Origin of the sequence: Paenibacillus foliorum, from assembly GCF_013141765.1 — a bacterium.
GTDB lineage: Bacteria > Bacillota > Bacilli > Paenibacillales > NBRC-103111 > Paenibacillus_S > Paenibacillus_S foliorum.
Genome location: NZ_WHOD01000101.1, coordinates 111155 through 131524 on the forward strand (window position 1 = coordinate 111155; position 20370 = coordinate 131524).

General features: G+C 44.2%; 13 protein-coding genes. All 13 read right to left on the bottom strand.

The window, feature by feature from the left end:
• Positions 1-44: 44 nt before the first annotated feature.
• Positions 45-452: a GIY-YIG nuclease family protein gene (locus tag GC093_RS26695; protein WP_171654959.1), complete on the bottom strand. Its 408-nt coding sequence runs from the start codon at positions 450-452 to the stop codon at positions 45-47.
• Between the two features lie 513 nt (positions 453-965).
• Positions 966-1145 carry an S-layer homology domain-containing protein gene (locus GC093_RS26700; RefSeq protein WP_171654960.1) on the bottom strand — a complete coding sequence of 60 codons (180 nt, stop codon included), beginning with the start codon at positions 1143-1145 and terminating at the stop codon, positions 966-968.
• A gap of 81 nt (positions 1146-1226) precedes the next feature.
• Positions 1227-2411, bottom strand: coding sequence for a response regulator (locus GC093_RS26705; protein WP_171654985.1), 1185 nt, complete (start codon positions 2409-2411; stop codon positions 1227-1229).
• Complete coding sequence (locus GC093_RS26710) at positions 2392-4320, bottom strand: sensor histidine kinase (RefSeq protein WP_171654961.1); 1929 nt, start codon at positions 4318-4320, stop codon at positions 2392-2394. Before GC093_RS26710 ends, GC093_RS26705 begins: the two co-directional genes overlap by 20 nt.
• A gap of 71 nt (positions 4321-4391) precedes the next feature.
• Positions 4392-5273 carry a carbohydrate ABC transporter permease gene (locus GC093_RS26715; RefSeq protein ID WP_171654962.1) on the bottom strand — a complete coding sequence of 294 codons (882 nt, stop codon included), beginning with the start codon at positions 5271-5273 and terminating at the stop codon, positions 4392-4394.
• A gap of 19 nt (positions 5274-5292) precedes the next feature.
• Positions 5293-6183 (bottom strand): carbohydrate ABC transporter permease, encoded by an 891-nt coding sequence (locus GC093_RS26720; protein WP_171654963.1) that lies wholly within the window; start codon positions 6181-6183, stop codon positions 5293-5295.
• Positions 6184-6271: 88 nt separating this feature from the next.
• Entirely contained in the window at positions 6272-7627 is a 1356-nt protein-coding gene (locus GC093_RS26725; protein WP_171654964.1) for an extracellular solute-binding protein, read from the bottom strand.
• A 195-nt stretch (positions 7628-7822) separates the two neighbouring features.
• Positions 7823-9424, bottom strand: a complete 1602-nt coding sequence (locus GC093_RS26730) for a response regulator (RefSeq protein WP_171654965.1) — start codon at positions 9422-9424, stop codon at positions 7823-7825.
• Positions 9425-9444: 20 nt separating this feature from the next.
• Entirely contained in the window at positions 9445-11205 is a 1761-nt protein-coding gene (locus GC093_RS36695) for a sensor histidine kinase (RefSeq protein ID WP_171654966.1), read from the bottom strand.
• 76 nt (positions 11206-11281) lie between these two features.
• Positions 11282-12643, bottom strand: coding sequence for an ABC transporter substrate-binding protein (locus GC093_RS26740; RefSeq protein WP_171654967.1), 1362 nt, complete (start codon positions 12641-12643; stop codon positions 11282-11284).
• Positions 12644-12724: 81 nt separating this feature from the next.
• On the bottom strand, positions 12725-13543 hold the full coding sequence (locus GC093_RS26745; protein ID WP_171654968.1) for a carbohydrate ABC transporter permease: 819 nt from the start codon (positions 13541-13543) through the stop codon (positions 12725-12727).
• A 50-nt stretch (positions 13544-13593) separates the two neighbouring features.
• Positions 13594-14529: a carbohydrate ABC transporter permease gene (locus GC093_RS26750; protein ID WP_171654969.1), complete on the bottom strand. Its 936-nt coding sequence runs from the start codon at positions 14527-14529 to the stop codon at positions 13594-13596.
• Between the two features lie 258 nt (positions 14530-14787).
• Positions 14788-20295, bottom strand: coding sequence for a carbohydrate-binding domain-containing protein (locus GC093_RS26755; protein WP_216624831.1), 5508 nt, complete (start codon positions 20293-20295; stop codon positions 14788-14790).
• Positions 20296-20370: the final 75 nt, after the last annotated feature.

The window sequence follows — 20370 nt, forward strand, 5'->3', positions numbered from 1 at the left end:
TAACTTCCTTTCATATTATTAGACTAAGGCTAAGGCTACGCCCCCTATCCTGCGGACTGTCCTATATCCAAGGTTTTTTTATGATATCCGCGGTCTCCGTATGGCTGTAGCTCCTCCAGCCACATTTGCTCCATTTCCTCCAACTCAATTTTATATTTCTTCAATTCATCGAAGCTTTGCAGAACTTCTTCGCGCGGCTTGATTTGTTCGAGAATCTCGAATAAAAAGCTGTCTCCGCCAAACTCTTTCCATTCCCGCTCCAACTCTTTATTGGAGTGCCCACCCATTTGTAAGAAGAATTGATGTCGATTAAACATCCCGTTCAAATCCATACTGCTTCCAATCAATAATTTCCCATTCACCTTATTTTTTATTTGATAGATCCCCATAGGTCGATGAGTCTGCACATAATTCTTTGCAATTTCTTTGCGTTTTTGTTTTTGCTCGTTCATGTCGCTCTCTCCTTATATTTTATTTAAGTAGATGTTTTTGTATTTTGTTTATTAATATATAGATATTGTATTTAATTATCTATAATAAATCAAGTTTTTTTATTTTACATATATCACCTTATTACGAAAGAACACATGAATAAAAACCTGAGGGGATGCCTCAGGTCCTTGTCTACTCCCATACGTTCCTGCGTTAGGAGGAATCACGTATGAAATTACGGCTGCTGTTGTTGAAGTCGTGTTCCTTTGAATGAGAAGCTTGCATTCCTCCCCTATTCTGCCCCTTTTTCCGCCTCTGTTCCGCCTCTGGTCTGCCCCTTTTTCCAACTCTGTTCCGACTCTGCTTGCTCTCCCATTTAGAGAAATCAAGGTAACGGTTCGCAGTATTAATAAAGTTATAACGGGTAGCTTCGCTCACCCCAAAACATGTAAATTCTGGCTTACAGATCAAAAAAGGCAAGAAATTCGGTGGATTTCCCCCCAGAACTTCTTGCCTTCTTGCCCTTATTCCTATTAATTCTTTGGATTCATACTTATGATTCTGTAAAGCAGCACGGCTGCCTCCGCTCTAGATGCACTGTTATGTGGGTTCAGATAGGAACCCGCACCTTCCACGATCCCTGCATTGACCATGAAAGCAATACTTTCAGCAGCATATGGAGCAATATCCGCTTTATCAGAAAATTGATCCAAAAAAAATAAGCGCAGCAGCGCTCATTCTCAGGCTTCATCTACACTTCACTGTGTACTTAAGTACTAACACGAACTTCAGTACTAGCACGAATCCGACGAATGGACACCGAATCCCTGTCGAAATTCCGAAGGGGTAACGCCGTACTTCTTACGGAACACTTGGGTAAAGTGGCGCATATCCTTGTAGCCGATGCGCTCAGCGATGTCGACGAGCTTTAGCTTGGGATTAGCTAACAGCAGCTTAGCTTGATCCAGCCGCAGCTGAATGACATATTCCTTGAAGCCTTGACCGGTTTTCTGCTTAAATAGCTGGCTAAAGTAAACCGGATTCAGATAGACGATAGCCGCCACCTTCTCCAGCGACAAATCCTCTTGATAGTGGCTGCGGATATACTGTTGTGCGACTTCCACTGCGCGGTCCCCGCCGTTAGCATAATGCTCGTAGATTTGCATCGTCGAAGCTTGACGCATACGCTGTACTTCCTCCGGCACGGCCTCGAAATGCTGGATCCTCTCGGTATGCATGATCTGGAACGGCACCCTCAAATACTTAATAAGATGCGTGCGCAGCTCCGACAGCAGCACGGGCAGACTCCCCTCGTTCTGGAGGGTGATCAGACCGAGTAAGCTCTGGCTGTCATGGACGGTGACGAAACCGCAGCCGTAGCGCTCGATCAGCTCGGCCATCACGTTCTCGATGATGAAGTTCTCAAGACGGACGGGCTTGTCGGACTCCATCTTGACCAGGATCAGGAGGAAGTGAGGATGTTGTTCAATAATCGAACGCATGTCAATACGTCCTGTATCAAGTCCAGCTGCAAAACGCTGAAATACGGCTTCCTGCAAGTATTTGCGGTTTTTCTTCAGCACTTCAGCTTCTTCAGTTAGTTCGATTTCCTTGATGATTTCCGTGCTAAGCTTCTCAATCATCTCAGCGAGCACTTCTTTGCCGATAGGCTTAAGCAGATAATCCTTAGCCCCTAGACGAACAGCTTCCTGAGCATAAGCGAATTCGGAATATGCTGAAATGACGACCCATTTGAGATGCGGATGCCGGTGGCGGGAGACGTTCATCAGCTCCAGTCCCGTCATGCCAGGCATTAAAATATCCGTCAATACGATATGGATGCGATGCTCATGCAGCAGCGAAATCGCTTGCTCAGCGTTCGCCGCGTGGTGAATCCGGTGCTGGGGAAAACGATTGAGCAGCGTCCGCTGAATGCCCTCGCGGATAACCGTTTCATCATCAACGATTAGGATTTGAATCATGCAGCCTTGGCTCCTTTCCCGGTATCGGCATGGAAATGATTACCGTTGTTCCTTCCCCAACTATACTTTGGATTTGTAGTCCGTAAGCTTCCCCGAACATTAATGCAATCCTGCGGTGTACATTGGTCAGTCCAATGCCTCTGCGCACCTTTCTTGCGGCGATACCGGCAGTATTGCCGTGGGCTGAAGTCCCGCCTATAATCTCGCCGAAGCGTAAGTTCCGGCCTGAAGGAGATTCAGCTGCTAGGGGACCGGTAGGATGTGGATACCCTGATGAAGTCAGCGCCGTATCATTAAGGAGAGAAGCCTGAATTAGGTCCAGAACCTCCTGTCGAATGCCAACGCCGTTATCTTCTATGACAATTCGCAGCTCGACATCCGTGGTCTCCGTATACACGCGCAGTAATCCTAAATGCTCGTGGAGTGGCTCAAGCCCGTATTTAATAGCATTCTCAATGATGGGCTGAATGGTCATTTTGGGCAGCGGAACATCCAGCCACTCAGAGCCCACTTCAATCTCTGTCCGCACCCTTCCTTCCAGACGATTCCCAATAATGGTCATATAATGCTGCATTTGCTCGAGTTCCTGCCGCAGTGTCGTCTTCGAGGCTTCCTCCCAATCACTGCTGTAGCGGAACATATGCGACAAAGCCAAGATCACCCGCCCTAACCTGTCATTTTCCCGCTCATCAAGCATCCAGTAAATCATGTCGAGCGTGTTGTAAAGAAAATGCGGGTTCACCTGAGACTGCAGCGCTTGCAGCTCCGCGTTCTTTTCGCTGATGGAAGCCATAGTTATCCGTTCGATCAGTTCATCCATTCTATGCACCATTCGGTTGAAAGAAGCTACAAGAACATTGATTTCATCGAATGACCTTACGTTCACTAAGCCCTTGAAATTCCCCATCTCTACCTGCCTCATCTCGCGAATGAGCAGCTTGAGCGGCGAGGACATACTGCGGGAAACTATCGTAGCCAATACTGTCGAGCCAATCACAAGTACTATAATTACGAGAAAGAGATAGTCCCTTGTCTCTATGACCTCCGCATTGATGTCCTCTTTGGGTGTAAGACCGAACACAGTCCAGTCCGACAGCTTAGCTTTGGCCGCTACAATCAGCTGATCCGTCCGATTGTCGATAACAATATGGTCCGCCTGCGGGCGTGGTAGACCACTGAAGGAAGGCAGCTTAATCTGATCCTTCTCCGTGGAAGCGATCATTCTATCTGCACTGTCAACGATATACACCCGACTGTTCGGACTGATCGTCACATTGGAAAGTGCATCCAATATCGGTCCAGGATTCGTCTCGATCAGCATGACACCAATCATACGATGGTCGGTCAGATCGTACAGCTTGCGCCCGAATACGAACACAGGGTCCTCACTGAACCGGTTGATAACCGAGCCCGGAAAGATGCCGAGCCAGACCATCTCGCCCGAAGAATCAACAAGCTTCTGATACCAGGGGGAACTGGAATAGTTGGCATCCAAGACCCCTGCAAAGCGCCGCTCATAGCTGTAGTTTTTGCCTGCGTTGGTAATGATGTGGATGCCGACGATATCATCCCGTGAATAATAGATGGCGCCAATTATATTAGTAATCGTTCTTTCGTTAATGAAGCTAATGTCCGGGTCCTTGTTCGCATCGCGGCTCTCAATCAACCGCAGCATTTCGTAGTTGCTGTTCAGCGCTTTGGTTACGCTATCATAGCCTTGCAGCAAGAGATCGAACAGGCCGACGGTTTGAGAAATGTTTTTTTCAGCCAAATCGTTGATTTTCCCATGAATGATTTCCGTCGTTTTCTGGTAATACAAGAAGCTCACAATGAACAGCAAGACCAGCATGCAAGTCAGGAATAGTAGAAATAAGCGATTATGAATGGAATTCAGTCCGCGTGTCACATCGTGATCCCCTTTCGTCATGCTCTATACGATATTTTATCATAGAGAACAAAAAAAGGGAGGGCGGCAAATTAACCTTTCACCGCTCCCGCTACCATCCCTTTTGTAATTTTGTCAGCTAACAGAAAATAGATGATGATGACCGGCAGCGCCCCCAGCACAAGAAATGCACCAATCGCTCCATAGCTGACCGAATACTGGCTGACGAAGCTATTCACACCGAACGGCAGGGTCTTCAGCCTCTCCGACGATATGAATGTAGCAGCCAGAATATATTCGTTCCAAATGTTAATGAAGGTCAGAATGCTTACCGTCATCATCGGAGGCACCGAGATCGGCAGCAGGATGTTTAGGAAAATGCGCAGCACCCCTGCGCCATCCATGATGGCCGATTCTTCGATCTCATTGGGTATCGACTTCATAAACCCGCTCAAAATGAAGATCGCAATCGGGGTCTGGAAAGCGATATACGGCAGAATGAGCGACAGATGAGTGTTGAGAATATTCAAGTTCTTGAAGATGATCATTAACGGCAGCAGAGTCGCTTGCAGCGGGATCATCAATCCGATGAGAAAAATGACCATAACCGCCTGACCATACTTCCAGCGGAACCGGCTAATTGCGAACGATGCCAGCGAGCTGAGCAGCAGCACTCCTGCCAGTGTAACGGTGGTCACGAACAGGCTATTTTTCAGATATAGGAAATAATGTCCCGACTCAATGGCATCCGTAAAATTTTTCCACTGCGGAGAAGCCGGCAGGGCGAAGAATGCGCCTGACAGAATCTCCTCATTGCTTTTCATCGAGTAGAGAAAAAGCCAGAGCAGGGGGTATATCTGAGTTACGACGAGTATGGACAAGAAGAGCAGAACAATAACCTTCACGAAAGAGAGGCGCTTGCGGCTCACTCTGATGGCCGGTTGTACAGAAGCGGTGCCTGGCGCTGCCTGCATGATTAATAACACTCCCCTCTTACGAGAATTTGTTTTCCAATCGGGTGAATATTGTATTGATGAAAACGGTAGAAATCAGGCACAATACGACCAGAAAGACCGCGACGGCGCTACCGTAGCCGTATTTCATCGATAGGAACGACATGTTATACATGTGCGTTGAGATCACATCCGTTGCATGCGCGGGTCCGCCTCCCGTCATGACCATCACCATATCGAAGGCTTGCAGGGAGCCGATGAAGGCAAGAACGATCGAGATTTTGAAGATTGGGATATTCATAGGGAACGTAATGTGCCAATCTGCCTTCAGCCCCTCGGCTCCATCGATGCGGGCCGCTTCATAAATATCGGCCGGAATATTCTGAATGCCGGTGAACTGAATCAGCGTATGATAGCCCAAATACTGCCACAAGGCAACGAAGTAGAGTGCGTTCATAGCTATAGCAGGTTCCGTGAGCCACGATCTTGTCCAACTATGCAGATTCAGCATATCCAGCACCTGGTTCAGCATTCCGCCCATAGCAGCGGGATTATAGATTGTCTTCCACAGCTGGCCAATGATGACTACCGACAGGATTACCGGCAGGAAATAGCTGGCGACCCAAAAATTCGGCTTCTTAATGAATCGGTTGAGCAGAATGGCCACGAATAGGGCAACCGGTATCTCTGCCATAGAAAACACGGCAAACATCAGCGTTCGGCGCACGGAAGGCCAGAATACCGGGTCCGCAGACAACAAAGTACGAAAATTTTCCAAGCCTACGAACTTGGACTCGCCAATCCCGTTCCAATCCAGCAAGCCGCTGTACAAGGATACGAGGATTGGAACGAACACAAGGCTTATATAGATCAACAAGCATGGCAGCACGAATGCGGCTATCGTCCATTTGGAGACTCGCAGTACCTTCACTTTGTTTGGCCTCCTTCCTTATGAATTGCAATCGGAACTTACCTCCTCACCTCATAGGCAGAAGATAAATTCCGATTCGACTGCAGGTTTATTTTTTGTTGGATTCGTAGGCAGTTTGATGCTCTTTGGCAACATCCGCAGGTACTTTCTTTTGCACGAACAAGTTCTGAATGCTGCTTAAATGACCTTGTGCCGTTCCCGGATTCATCGTGTTATCGAAGGCCAGATCGCCGCCCTTCACTTGCTTGAAGAGACCTAGCACCTCCATGGCCATTTCGGAATAACCGGCTGCCTTGAAGTCTCCATCGACCTTCTGTGCCAAGCCGACTGCGCCCTTCACGGCGAATGCTTCCTTCGGAAAGTTCAACATGAAGTAGTTGAGGAACTCCTTCGTTTCCTTGAGATGCTTGCTGTTGGCAGAGATTGCGAATCCGCTGCCCGGAGCAAGCATGAACTCATCTGGATTCCCTTTGCCATTAACCGTTGGGAACTTGAACACGCCTACCTTGCCGTTAACCGACGAGGTTTCGATACCGCCGGTAGCCCAACTGCCCATAAAGTACATGGCGGCTTTACCAGTTTTGAACAGGTTCTCGCCTGCATTATAGTCGAAGGAGGTGGCCCCTTCCTGGAAAGCTCCCGCTTGGATCAGATTCTGGAAGCTGGTTACTGCATCAGTGAAAACAGGGTCTTGGAAGGTCTTCTTGCCATCCACGACATCCTTCAGAAAGCCGGGGCCGCTATTGGTGCGAAGCAGGACGTTCATGAACAGGAAGGAACCGGTCCAAGAATCCTTTTCCCCTATCGCCATCGGCTGGATGCCTTTATCCTTCAGCTTCTTCACCGTATCAACCATCTCTTCGAAGGTTTTAGGTACCTCGACGCCTGCTTGCTTGAACAGCTCCTTGTTATAGTAAACGACCGCGATGTTGTTGCCGTCAGGCAGTGCGTAAAGATTGTTGTTGAACGTATACCAATCTAGAATGCCGCTCTGGAACGTGTCCTTCAGGCCGTTCTGTGCCACCATGTCGTTCAGCGGGGCAAACAGTCCCGCATCGACGAACGGCTTCATCTGAGCCGATGGGTTAACAATAGTAATGTCAGGTACTTCCTTAGACGCTGCTTGTGTTTTGAGCTTCAGCTTTTGCTGGTCTGTATTTAGCGAGTCCAGCTCAATCTTGATATTCGGATTTTTCGATTGATAATCGTTCACAATTTTCTTCAACATCCCATTCTTTGGATCGGTTGGATCGGGATAGATGTTCTGAAACGTGATGGTGATGTTCTCAGCCTTCTTCTCCTGCACCCCGCCGCCGCTTGCCGGAGTGGCTGCTGGCGTACTGCTGCCGGTTTTCCCGTCTCCCGCTCCTGCTCCGCATGCGCTAAGGCTGATCGCAAGTGAGCTTGCAAGAACTGCTTGAAATGCTATATGCTTCTTTTTCATTGTTTATCCCCCTCGTTTGTTTACTGGAATATATTCATTATCACTTTTTATGGTAACCCTTACAATGTGTGAAATATAGAAATAAGGTTTGGTTTTTATAGATAATATATATTAAGTTTTTACCATATTTGATATTGGATTTTTAATCAGGAATGCACAACAAAAAGGCAACCGGAATCCCGATTGCCCTTTGATTCAATGAACGTTATTTTTATAATCAGTTGGTGAGAACCCGGTATACTTCTTGAAGCATTGACTGAAATATTGAGGATTGCTGTACCCGACTTTCTCCGCTACCTCATAGGATTTCAAACCGCTTATTCGAAGCAATTCGGTGGCTGCTTTCATGCGAATCTGCAACAGAAAATCACTGAAGGTAATATTCTTCTCCTTCTTGAAAAGAATACTCAAATAAGTCGGACTGATATGTACGAAGCGAGCGACCTCTTGAAGCGATAGCCCTTCTGTTGAATAATGGCTCTCGATATAGTCGATTGCGTTATGAACCATACTTTTGGTTTGAATCTCGCGTTGGCGGTTCGTAATGTCTATGAATCGGTCCGTCAATTGACGAATGGAATCGAAGATCTCTTGAACGGTCTGAAACCGTTCTAGCTCATTATAGTAAGTGTGGAAGGATTCAAGACTATCCTTGAACTTCACATTTCGCTTCACCATCTCTTCCAACTCTTTGTACATAAGAAGACTTATCTCAATTCCGATCAACCGGACTTGCACCAATGACACGAATTTTATTTCGAGCACCTTTTGTTCGATGTTATCCAGTATATCATGGGCTTCTCGTACCAACCCAAGCTTTACTTTCATAACAAGCTCGTTCTCTATTCCGTTTAATAGGATTTCCGTTGAGCATGTGGGAGGAAGGCCCGTGTCGCCAACTGTTAACACCCTGTTCGTGCCAATCATATGCCGAAATTCAATAGCCGCCTTCGCGTCACGGTAAGACCGAGAAATGTCACCAGGATTGTCATAAGTAAAACCGATACCGACTGTGACCGTGGTTTTTAAATATTTTTCTACGTTAACTCGAATCGTCTCTGCGATTTGTAATGTGATCTGCTCAATCAGATCCTGTTCTCCATTTCCATAATAAATGATGACAATCTCCCCATCTTCCGAATCGAAAACAATTCCCTTATAATCTCTGAGCACCGTTTCTTCGGCAACGTTCAATATGCAGTATTTCAGCATTTCTTTACCAAAGCGGTTCTGATAATCAGGGTAGCTATAATCGTCAGCTGTTAATAAAATAACAACATATTTCGCTCTTGGCAGCCTAAAATTCAGAAACTCGCTATGGGAACGAATTTCATCCTCAGATAAGTTCTCTTTAATTAACTTTTCCAAAAATCTTTGTCGCAGCAGCGGCATGCCTTCAATGACCTTGCGCTTCATTTCGTTCTCATATTCAAGCTCAGCCATCGCTCTTTTCGCCGTATCCAATAGTTGCTTTGTATCGACAGGCTTCAATAAATAATCGAAAACCTTTAATTTCAGCGCCCGATGCGCAAGCTCAAACTCATCAAAGCTGGTCAACATAATAATTTTCATATCCGGGAACCTCTCTTTAACAGCCTCCGTCAATTGAAAACCATCCATAAAGGGCATTCGGATATCCGTTAGTAGGAGATTGGGCCGCATTTCAGCTATCAAACTCAAGGCTTCCTCACCATCTCTAGCCGAACCGACGAGTGTAAATCCGTTCTGTTCCCAAGGGATCGTACGTGATAAGCCTTTTCGAATAATGCTGTCGTCATCCACGATTACAACTTTCATCATCAGAGCCCCCCGTCTTGTTATCCATAAAATGGGATTCTTATCATCACGATGATACCGCCACCAGGTTTATTCTCGTATTCAAGGCCATATGATGTCCCGTAGTTAAGCTGCAGCCGTTTATTTACATTACCAGTACCAAAGCCGAGCATGCTCCCGCTATTTTCTTCCTCTCCTAAGCTTTGATTAATCGCTCTCACATCTTCTTCTGACATCCCCTTGCCGTTATCCTCCACATATAGCCGTACCTCCTGATTGTCCAATTGCCCCCAGATACGTATCAAGCCCTGTCCGCGTTTTTGCTTCATGCCATGATAGATAGCGTTTTCAACTAAAGGCTGTAAAGTCAGCTTAACAATATTACAGCTCATAATGTCCGGTTCCATATCGATCTCATAGATAAAATCTTCGCCATAACGCATCTGCTGAATGTACAAATAATTTCGGATGTGCTCGATTTCTTGGGAGATGGGGATGATTTCATTCCCTTTATTAATGCTAATTCTATAAAAGTTAGATAAAGCCGTTACCATTTCACCGGCATCTTTATTTTCTTCCATTTCACAAAGCTGTTTAATCGAGTACAACGTATTATATAGAAAATGCGGTTTAATCTGTGACTGCAGAACAGCCAGCTCCGCTGATCTCTTTTTCTCCTGTTCTTCCTTTACTTCTTTTAACAAATTATTGATTCTGAGCATCATCTCCTGGATCCCTCTGCTCAGTACGCCTATTTCATTTGAAGGGAACGTGTTGTACCGAATGGTTAGATTCCCATCTTCAATCCGATTCACTGTATGCGTTAATTTAATCAGAGGTTTGGTGATGATATGAGCTACGATATTGGACAGAACTGCGGCGAATACAATCACCAGCAGCATCACTGTAACGATCACCAATCCAATAGAATTCACCTTATTAAAGAGTTCGCTTTCCGGCACAATGGCAGCGATCTTCCATTTATTAAGGCTTAGCGTATCGTAAACAATCAGCATTTTTTCACCGTATTTATTCGTGATATTGATTTGCCCTGAGGGTGCTTCAGCTATCATTAGTTCCCTTTGCAGAACCGAGTCTTCAACGTTGTATTGATGTGCTACATTTTTAAAGCTCATAACCCCATCATAGCTTACGATGCATAAATAACCATTTGTACTGATCTTGGCATTATTCAACAAATCGTAAAAAAAGCGGCTCTTCAAATTCATCATGAAAATACCATTTGTCCGTGATTTATCTTTGCCAAACATGCGGTATACACTGATCACTTGAGGTGTAAGCAATCTGTCTTCATCATGTATATTAAGCCATTTAATTACGGAGAGGCGCTCGCTTTCTAATTTTTCACTGTAATCATCTAAAGAAATATTGACGGTTGAACTTGCAGAATTTTGTTTGTACAGAGATACTCGTCCTTCATTGTAATAGAACAAAACCGAATCCAGCATAGAATAACGTTCAAAATAAGAGTCGAATGCTTTATTCATAAATATGTAATCCTCTGGCTCTAAAGAAACTTCTGGATCATCTGTCTTTTTCATAATGGAAAGCCATTCGGATTTATTTTCAAGACCTATTAGCTCTGCAATAAAAGCGGTTAATTTATCGTTTAACAAGCTTTTCGTTTGAGCAATCGTGTCGTTCAAGTTGGTGAATGCGTTTTCTTCCAGCTGCTGTGAAGCCAGCATAAAAGAGATTGTACCTGTAACCAGTACAAATACAATGATGATGGGGACAAATAACCAAAGGATCGTTGATTTTAATGAACGAAATACCGGCACAAGGATCCTCCCCCTAAATACAACATTCAGGGAGAGCGAATGCTCGCTCGCCCCAAATGCAATGAATGTATCTTGCTTATTTTTTCATAGCAGCATCATAATCAGCTTTCGCTTTTTCCATCGAAGTAGCCCAGCCTTTTACGAATTCGTCAACGCTCATTTTACCTGTAAGCACTCTTTGGAAATCAGGCTCAAGCTGTTGAGTCGTAATCTTCGTGTAATCCGGCAGATGGGAAGGAAGACTTAAGGCAATCGTTTCTTTATCAGCCAGCACTTCTGCACCTTGTTGAATATGCTGCGTGTTTTTCACGTAGTCGCTTTTCAGTGAATCGGTGTTGGTAGGCATTTGACCAATATTTTGGTTCCAATACGTTTGACTGTCTGCATTCATTAAGAAGCTTAAGAACTTCCATGCTTCCTGAGGATGCTTAGAGTTTTTAAACATCACTAATCCGTTTGCAACCGGAACTACGACTCTTTTGCCATTACCCGCTTTGGGTGGAATAACACCTGCAAATTTGCCGTTACCAAGATTGGTTACATGGTCATTATAAGAGCCAAAGTTATGTTGAATGATAGCCGTAGTACCTGTGTCAAACGTTGCGTTCATCTCTTTATTGCTGTTCGTAATGTCACTTACTGGAGTATTCTTTTTATATAGAGCCACATATTTATTCAAAAATTCGGTAATTTTCGGATCTCTAACCGTAGCTTTGCCATCCGGCGTAAAGTATTCACCGATACCGGAATAGGCATAAATCATAGAGGTTAGCTGATTGATGCTTCCTGAACCTCCTCGAATGCTGAATCCGTAACGATTGTTTTTGATATCAGTCAGCTTGTCAACATCGGTGAAGAAGTCTTCCCAGGTTGTTGGCGCTTTCAATCCTGCATCCTTTACCCAGTCCGTTCGATACCAGAGGATGTCCAGAAACATCGTATGCGGCAGATAATACAGTTTTTTGTCCGCAGTTAAGCCTCGATCGAACTCAACTATATTCGAAGCAATTTTGTCTTTATCACTCCAATCCTTAAAATACGGATCGAGTTCTTGTACAGCTCCCTTAGCCACAAAATCAGATAACCATACCATATTGATACCAGCAACATCAGGCATATCGTTGGCCGCAATGGAAACATCGTACTTTTGTTTGGCACCGCTTGCAGGGATTCCCACATATTCAACTTGGATATTCGGATTCTTTGCTTGGAACCGCTTAATAAGTTCTTCATAAAAAGGAGTTCGGTTCGGGCCAGGGTTCTCATCCCAAAATGTAATTTTCACATTTTCTGCCGGTTTGGAGGTTTGGGCTGGTGGCGTTGTCGTTGGTGCTGGCGTTTTATCAATGGGAGTTGAGCCACCGGTGCTGCATGCTGATAAAGTCAATGATAAAGCTGAGCCCATTACCATTAACATTTTAAGACCCTTTTTGTACATGTTAACATCTCCTTAGTAATATTAATATATGCTAAATCCCTTTTCGAATAAAGACTCGAGCAGAGAATTAGTTCAGCCCTACTACCCTTTTACAGCTCCTGCACTTATACCCTGCACCAAAAACTTTTGAACATAGGCGAACAAGATTGCCGCTGGCAACAAAGCAATTACGCTTCCCGCAGCCAATGCACCATATTGAATGTCATATTCACCCTGCATATATCGAAGCCCAACCGGCAATGTAAAGAGCGCCTTTTTACTAATTAACATGAGAGCAAATAAGAATTCGTTCCACGAACCTATAAAGGTGTAAACCATGGTTGCTACAATACCTGGCATAAGGATAGGGAATACGACTAGGAATACAGATTTCAAGCGACTGCATCCATCCACCATCGCCGCTTCTTCTAGCTGCTCAGGAATGTTCGAGATAAAGCCACTCATCAATATAGCATTGAAGGGAAGCTGGAACGTGCTGTTAATAATGACTAACGCCATTAAATTGCTAGTTAAATGCAAAGCTCTGAAAATCTCGAACATGGGAATAAGAAGCATTGCCCCTGGAATGAACTGCGTACATAACAGCAATAACATGAACAGCTTTTTGCCTCTGAATTTAAATCGACTGATCGCATAACCGACCAGAATTGAGCAAACAAGCACGATTAATACGGTCAAAGCTGCAACTATTAAGCTGTTGATGAAATACTTGGAGAAACCTACATTATTCCATGCGATCAAGAAGTTATTAAAGGTAGCGGGCAGTGGCAAATACTTGATGGGGAGCTTAGTAATGTCACTCTCCCTCTTAAATGCGGTGACAAGCGCCCAGAATAAGGGAAATAACGTGAACACCATTGCCAGAAGCATCGGTATGTACAAGAGGAATGCTTTTTCCATTATCCTAGGAAGAATTGGAGCTGTTTTTATGGTTTGTGTGTTTCTCATACTTACTCTTCCTTTCCATATCCGCTTAATTTCAAGTAGAACACTGCAAACAGGAGCAGTATGATAAAGCCAATTACAGTCAGAGCTGAACCATAACCAAAGTCTTGCGCGACAATCGCCTGCTTGACGATGTACATCGGGAGTGTAGTCGTTAAATCAATAGGTCCGCCTGTCCCGTTAGTCATTACAAATATTAAATCGACGTTATTAAACTCCCATACCGCTCGCAGCAGTGTCGTTAATATAATGGTCGTTTTCAAAAACGGGAGTGTAATATGGATGAAGGATTTCCATCGTCCCGCTCCATCCACCACTGCTGACTCGTACAAATCACCAGGGATTGTTTGCAAACCAGCGAGCAATGCGATTGTGAAGAAAGGTATGCCTCTCCATAATTCAGCTGTTACAATTGCAGGAAATGCCGTGTGTACCTCAGAGAGCCAAGCAATTTTATGCTCGATAAGGCCTAGTTTCAGAAAAATATCGTTGAGCGGCCCTATTTGTTCGTTAAATAAGATTTGCCACAAGGTGGAGGTTACAACCCCTGAAATGGCCCACGGCAATATCGCTGCTGATCTGAATAATCCACGGAATTTAAATGCTTGATTCAGCATGAGTGCAATTCCCAACCCGCATATGAGCTGGAGAACAACCTCGACGAACACCCATTTAGCCGAGACCCACAAGGTTGAAAAAAACAATTTGTCAGATGTGAAGATAGCTCTGAAATTGTCGAGCCCAATAAATCCATTCTCGTAAGCTTTCGCAGGATTAAATCTCTGCAAGCTGAAATAAAATACATTCCCGACGGGGTAGAACAAAAAGACAATAATCAGGACAATCGCCGGCGCGATCAGGATGTAAGGCAACCACTGAATGCGCTGCTTCTGTTTTCTTACGACCGCCCGGTTTACAACGGTTGATTGATTTGTACTCACTGGGTTTCCTCCACTTCAAGTGTTTCGAATTTTACTTAATCCGCTTCTATAGTTTAATTTTAAGATAGTTAAGCTTTATAGAGAATCAAATATCATTATCAGAGTGTTTAAGATGATTAACAGTTAAATGGCATCAAAAAGCCTCTTCTATATAAAAAGGACCGTGCCAACGGTTGAAAAATCACTTATTAAAAAAAGAGAAGCAGGGATAATCCCTACTTCTCTTTTTTGCGATTTTTGTCCATCGTTTGGTTGCACTTAGTTAGTTTTAGTGAGGCCAATAAAATCGAAGGATTGACCACTTGCAGCACCTGCAACAGTAAACCTGAACGTGTGGCTGCCTGCGGTTAAGTTAATGCTTCCAACATTGGTTAGGTACATCCCTTGAAGGGCCGTCGTTGCAACAACCTCATTTACCGAGCCCACACTGGTAGCTCCATCGACAGTTAGTTGCATCGTAGTTCTACCCGAACTACTTTTCTTGGAACCAAACAACACATCGTAGGTACCGTTTGCAGTAACGTTAATCGTAAACTCGATGTATTGATTGGCTGGTGTTGCTGGAAAACTCACCTGCATGTGCGTATTATTTACTGCACTATTTCGGTCATGATTGCCAGCTGTATCATCAGCTCCAGAGGTCTTAGCATTACTGTTAGACGTAGTATAGGTACCAGCTGGGTCTATATCGTAAAGTACGTCCGCTACGTAAATGGTATAATACACACTTGCCGACACATCCTGGGACGTTACCTTCAATAGATCTCCTGTATGAAGAAGCGTATTTCCAGTCTTAACTGTGTAGACTGCATCCGTTACGGAATAGGTCTGCGTCAAGGCGTCTGAAGATTCAATCTCAGCCAAAAGATTAGCTGCGGTTATGCCGGTTTTAGCAATAATGGTTCGATCTGAATTATATACTGTTACGACATGAGGATGTCCTGCTGCTTTCACCTGAGCATAAGTGCTTGCAGGCAAGGCTGCAATTGTAAGAATGTAAGTTGCCGTTGTCGTTCCGTCTGCAGCAGTTACGACTAGCTTATCCCCATTCACTGCGTTCAGTTTAGGCGCACCTCCGGCTGCATTTGTAATCGTATACGTTTGAGCTGTTCCGTCTGTTGATTTCAACTGGCCTGCTATAGTTGTAATAGCTGTAGCAGTGCCTGATGTCGCAATTCTACGGTCTGTGTTATTTACGGCTATGACTGTAGTATTGCCTGCATTCAGCTGCAAATTGACATTCGAATTGTTGGCAGCTGGTGCGACATTGATCGTATAAGTAACTTGAGTAGCTCCATCCGCCGCCATTATGACCAATTTGTCACCTGTGACAAGCGCACCCGAACTTTTTGCGGCGTTGCCGGCATCTGTAACAGAATAGGTTTGCATCGAGCCATCGGATGATACAACTTGAGATTTGATATCCGCTACTGTTGCGTTGGAAGCTACGTTAACGGTTTTTGCCGCATTATCAACGGCTGTCACACTCGGGTGACTTGACGACAACTGAATGTTGGTGTCGGTACTCAGGGCTACAGTGATGGTGTAGGCTGCACTCGTCGTTGCATCAGACGCTGTGACGACCAATCTATCCCCGCTAACAAGAACTCCCGAACCTTTTACAACACTGCTGGCATCCGTTACGACATAACTTTGTGCCGAATTGTCTGTAGAGCTTATCTGTGCAAGGATCTGTGCTACGGTAGTGCCGTTTACAGCTGTAATTGTATGATTCACCGTATTGACGGCCGATACATTCGGATGCGTGGCTTTCAGCTGAATATCCGTGTTGCTTGACGACGGCGCGGTTACTGTTAGCTTTGTAAACTTGATGTAGTCGATGACGATCGAGCCAGCGCTAGTTGCAACAAATCTTACTGGATAGCTGCCTGCAGCCGCCAATGTCACCTGACCTAGATCTACCGGAATAAATAGATTGGCTGTCGTATTATTAAAGTTGACAGGTGAGCCCTTGGACTCTCCGTTGACATACGCCTGAACGGCAGCCCTTCCAGTCGTGTTGGTCTTATATTGATAAGACACATTATAGGTGCCCGCCGAAGGAACCGGAATACTGAATTCAATCCACTCTCCGATTGGCACAGCATTCGTTTGAAGATAGCTAATTCCATTGGTTGAAGAGGTTGAAGTCGTAATGCTAGCAATGCTTTTTCCAACTGAATTTAACTGTGACTCGCCTTCCACCAAAATTTCGAGCGGAACAACAATGCTATAATTTTTCTTTGTTGTCCCATCTTGAGCGGTTACAACGAGAATGTCTCCCGTCTCCAGCATCCCTGTATTCTTCGCTGCACTAGACGAATCAGTAACTGAGTAAGTCTGTACCGTCTCATCCGTTGATTCTAATTGGCCAATAATATCGGCTACCGTAGTTCCCAAAGTTGCCGTAATTACATTGGTCACTTTATCCAAATTAGTTAGATTAGGATGACCGGCCACTTTCAATTGTATCGATGTACTGTGCGGGTCTTGCACCTTCATATTCGGATATGTCTGCTTGCTTGTCACCGTTACATTGTTCAGGGCTGCAAGAGAAGTAAGCTCATTGCCCCATGTATTTTTGTAGTAAGAAGAATTCTTAACGGTTATATGGCTGGCATTCTTTAGCTGTATAACATTTGGATTTCCAGTCCCGCTGACCATTTTCAAGTTATCAATGGTAGCATTTTTAACATCATCCAACACGATTGCATATCTATCATCATTTTTTTCAAAGTTTGTAGTGACATTTGTAAAAGTAAGACCGTCAACATGTCTAGCCCAGAAGCCATAGGATGGTTGTTCCCCAATGTCTGAGACGTTATATTTACCAACACCCAACTCTGGAGGACTAACTTCTGAATCAGCGAAGCTATTGCCACCCTTTACTAAAACATCGACATTTTCAAAGTTAAGGTTCTCAATATAGCCAATGTTACGTCCGTCCGGCAATATGGGGCCACCCTCACCCACCTTGTAACCCGCAATGATCGGCGTTGCTTTAGTTGTAGAATTCCCATTATACGGTTTCCATCTCTTGGAAGGATCACCATATTGACTTCCTTGATAAACCTCTTCAATACTAACATCCTTAATGTAAACATTTTTTACATATCCGATGTTTACATTGGTGCTTAACAGTTCATCTCTCTGTACACCGTTTTCCATGAAAACCATTCTTTTAGCGTCGCCGCCAATAACACGTCCCCTATTTGAAATAGAAATAAAGAAAGGTGCCCGTGTACGTCTCATTTCTGACTTATGGTGTATTGGACCTGTCTGACCATGATTCAAATAAATATTTTCGATATGACCGCCATCATTAGTGGAAATAGAAAATCCTGCTTTATTTCCTGCTAGTACATAAATATTGTCCACATAGGCATTTTTAATATCGTCTACGGTTTCACTACCGATTTGGAATAGATTACAGTTGGTGTCTCCGATAATATTACGAACGAAATAATTAGTTGCAGGTCTTGTAAAGCCTAGTGAGGAGTCACTGCCTGGCTTTACAATATCATCCGAAGTACCTTTGGCATAAATATTTCTGGCTGTAACATAGCTGCTTTGCATATAGTCAAAAACATCTCTGGCACCGCCACCACTACCCTTATCATAATAAAAGTCATGTGTATTGATATAATCTGTACCGGTTGCCAGCATAGCAAAATGTCCTGACCTATCAACCTTGAGCATATTACTGATGTCTCTTTGTTTGACTTCATTTTTGCCATCAGCATCAATGCTTTGAATATAATAGGGTTCATCAGTCGTGGGTGAATTAGTCTCTTCGTACCACAGGTCAAGCCCATTATCCAAACCGCCAAATTCGAAGTTTGTACTTAGCTTAACGGTAACCATCTTGTCTGTACGACTGTCTGGAGCATTATTCATTACCGCGTCACTAGTCTGTAAATTTCCATTTCCTGTTATTTTACCATTGCCAATAATCTTGAAATTATCTAGTCTTTCACCAAAAAACATACTATTCCTAAAGTAATGATGACCTACGTCTTGCTTGGTTAAGTAATTTTCAGGATCTTTGTAAGGTCCTGTTGACGTTGCGGAAGTACCAGAACGATATCCTTTATCGGAGAAATAAGTTGTCTCCGGAGCATCGCCACCTTTTAGAGCAGCTAGGGTCGCATCTTTATTGATATAAAGGTATACATTACTTTGAAGATGAACGGTTCTCACATTAAAAGTGCCATCTTCAAACAGCAGCGTACCACCACCTAAAGAATTCAGATACAAAATGGCATCATTAATGGCTTGTGTGTCATCAGCCTTACCATCGCCCTTGGCGCCCATCAGCTTGGCATTGAATTTACCTGTATACAATTTTGCAATATTAGAATCTCCCGCATTCACTCCGCCAGTAATTCCAAGCTTAAAGTAATACTCGGTATTCGGAGTAAGGTTTGCAACCTCCACTACTTCACTTTGTGCACCAGTTGCAGCATCGCTTACTGTCCATGTTACTCCCTTATCTGTTGATTGCATCAACTTAATGGAAGTGGCACTCTTAGCAGCACTCCAGTTGAACTTTGCCTTGGTATAAGTGTCACTGCTTTCCTTATAAGTGAGGCTCTTATCCAATATTCGATTAAAGTTGCTAATTGTATTTACCGCTTTTAAACTTACTGCAACCGTTGGGCTTGTTACTACTTCCGGCTCAGATGTCTTGTAGGAAGCTTCAAATCCATAGCTACCCGCTTCTATTGTCACACCCTCAATGGTAATTTGAAGATCTGCTCCATTGGCCGGTCTTAGATCAAGTCCCTTAAATGTAATGACCTGGCTTCCATCCGTATTGTTAACAATATCAACAGTACCCACCTGTTGGAATCGGTATCCCGCACCTACTCTACCTATAGATTGTGTCGCGAGTCCCGAAAGCTTAACTTTCCCACGGCCAATGACGTTTACTGATGTGTTATCCATAGTTGCACCAATTCCCTTTGGAACCTTAAGTACAACCTCTGTTGCCGGACTTCTCATCCCTGCAAAGAAATTCAAAACAACGTCAGATTTTGTATTTGCAGTAATTACGCTATTTATTAGCTGCATTTTACCTCTTAACGCGCCTTTTATGACATTTACTGTGTAATCGTGAGAAGCTTGCCCTGCACTTACAGTTAAAATATCACCCTGTGCTAGGGGATCAGTCAACAGTTTAGTACCACCTGCACCCTTGACCACATAGGTTTGAGGAGTAGAAGTTTTAGAAGTGATTTGATTGAGTAGTTCCTCCACTGTTTTTATTGTTAATGTGGTAAGACCTTTACCTTCATCTGTATCGACGGTATAAATATAGGTGTCGCCTGATGTAACGTTAATTACGTCTCCTGATATATCGCTAACATAGTTATACTCAATTTCTTTCAATTGGATATCCGTTGCAGGAGTTGCAGGCACAGTTACAGCAATGCTTATGGTACTCGCTTTGGAATTATCGGATGTTCTCGTTACTTCCAATACGAGATTCACGGTTGTGTCTGCAGTTGTAGGAACTATCGTTCCATCAAGCGCAATAACGCCTGTGTTGCTCGATGTCTTGATCGCTACGGTGAAGCCTGCCGGTACTGGTGGCAGTGTTATTGCAGCAACATCCTTCGCTGGTGCTGTAATTGTCTTAATGGCACCGGCTACTTCTGCTGCTGTTTGTTGAACTACGCTTTTTGCAGGTACTACTACTGCAATGCTTACGGTACTCGCTTTGGAATTATCGGATGTTCTCGTTACCTCCAATACGAGATTCACGGTTGTGTCTGCAGTTGTAGGAACTATCGTTCCATCAAGCGCAATAACGCCTGTGTTGCTCGATGTCTTGATCGC

Excerpts from the sequence above, each read along its gene's own strand:
- GC093_RS26725 (WP_171654964.1), bottom strand. The coding sequence starts at position 7,627 with ATGAAAAAGAAGCATATAGCATTTCAAGCAGTTCTTGCAAGCTCACTT.
- GC093_RS26715 (WP_171654962.1), bottom strand. The coding sequence starts at position 5,273 with ATGCAGGCAGCGCCAGGCACCGCTTCTGTACAACCGGCCATCAGAGTG.
- GC093_RS26745 (WP_171654968.1), bottom strand. The coding sequence starts at position 13,543 with ATGGAAAAAGCATTCCTCTTGTACATACCGATGCTTCTGGCAATGGTG.
- GC093_RS26740 (WP_171654967.1), bottom strand. The coding sequence starts at position 12,643 with ATGTACAAAAAGGGTCTTAAAATGTTAATGGTAATGGGCTCAGCTTTA.
- GC093_RS26695 (WP_171654959.1), bottom strand. The coding sequence starts at position 452 with ATGAACGAGCAAAAACAAAAACGCAAAGAAATTGCAAAGAATTATGTG.
- GC093_RS26730 (WP_171654965.1), bottom strand. The coding sequence starts at position 9,424 with ATGAAAGTTGTAATCGTGGATGACGACAGCATTATTCGAAAAGGCTTA.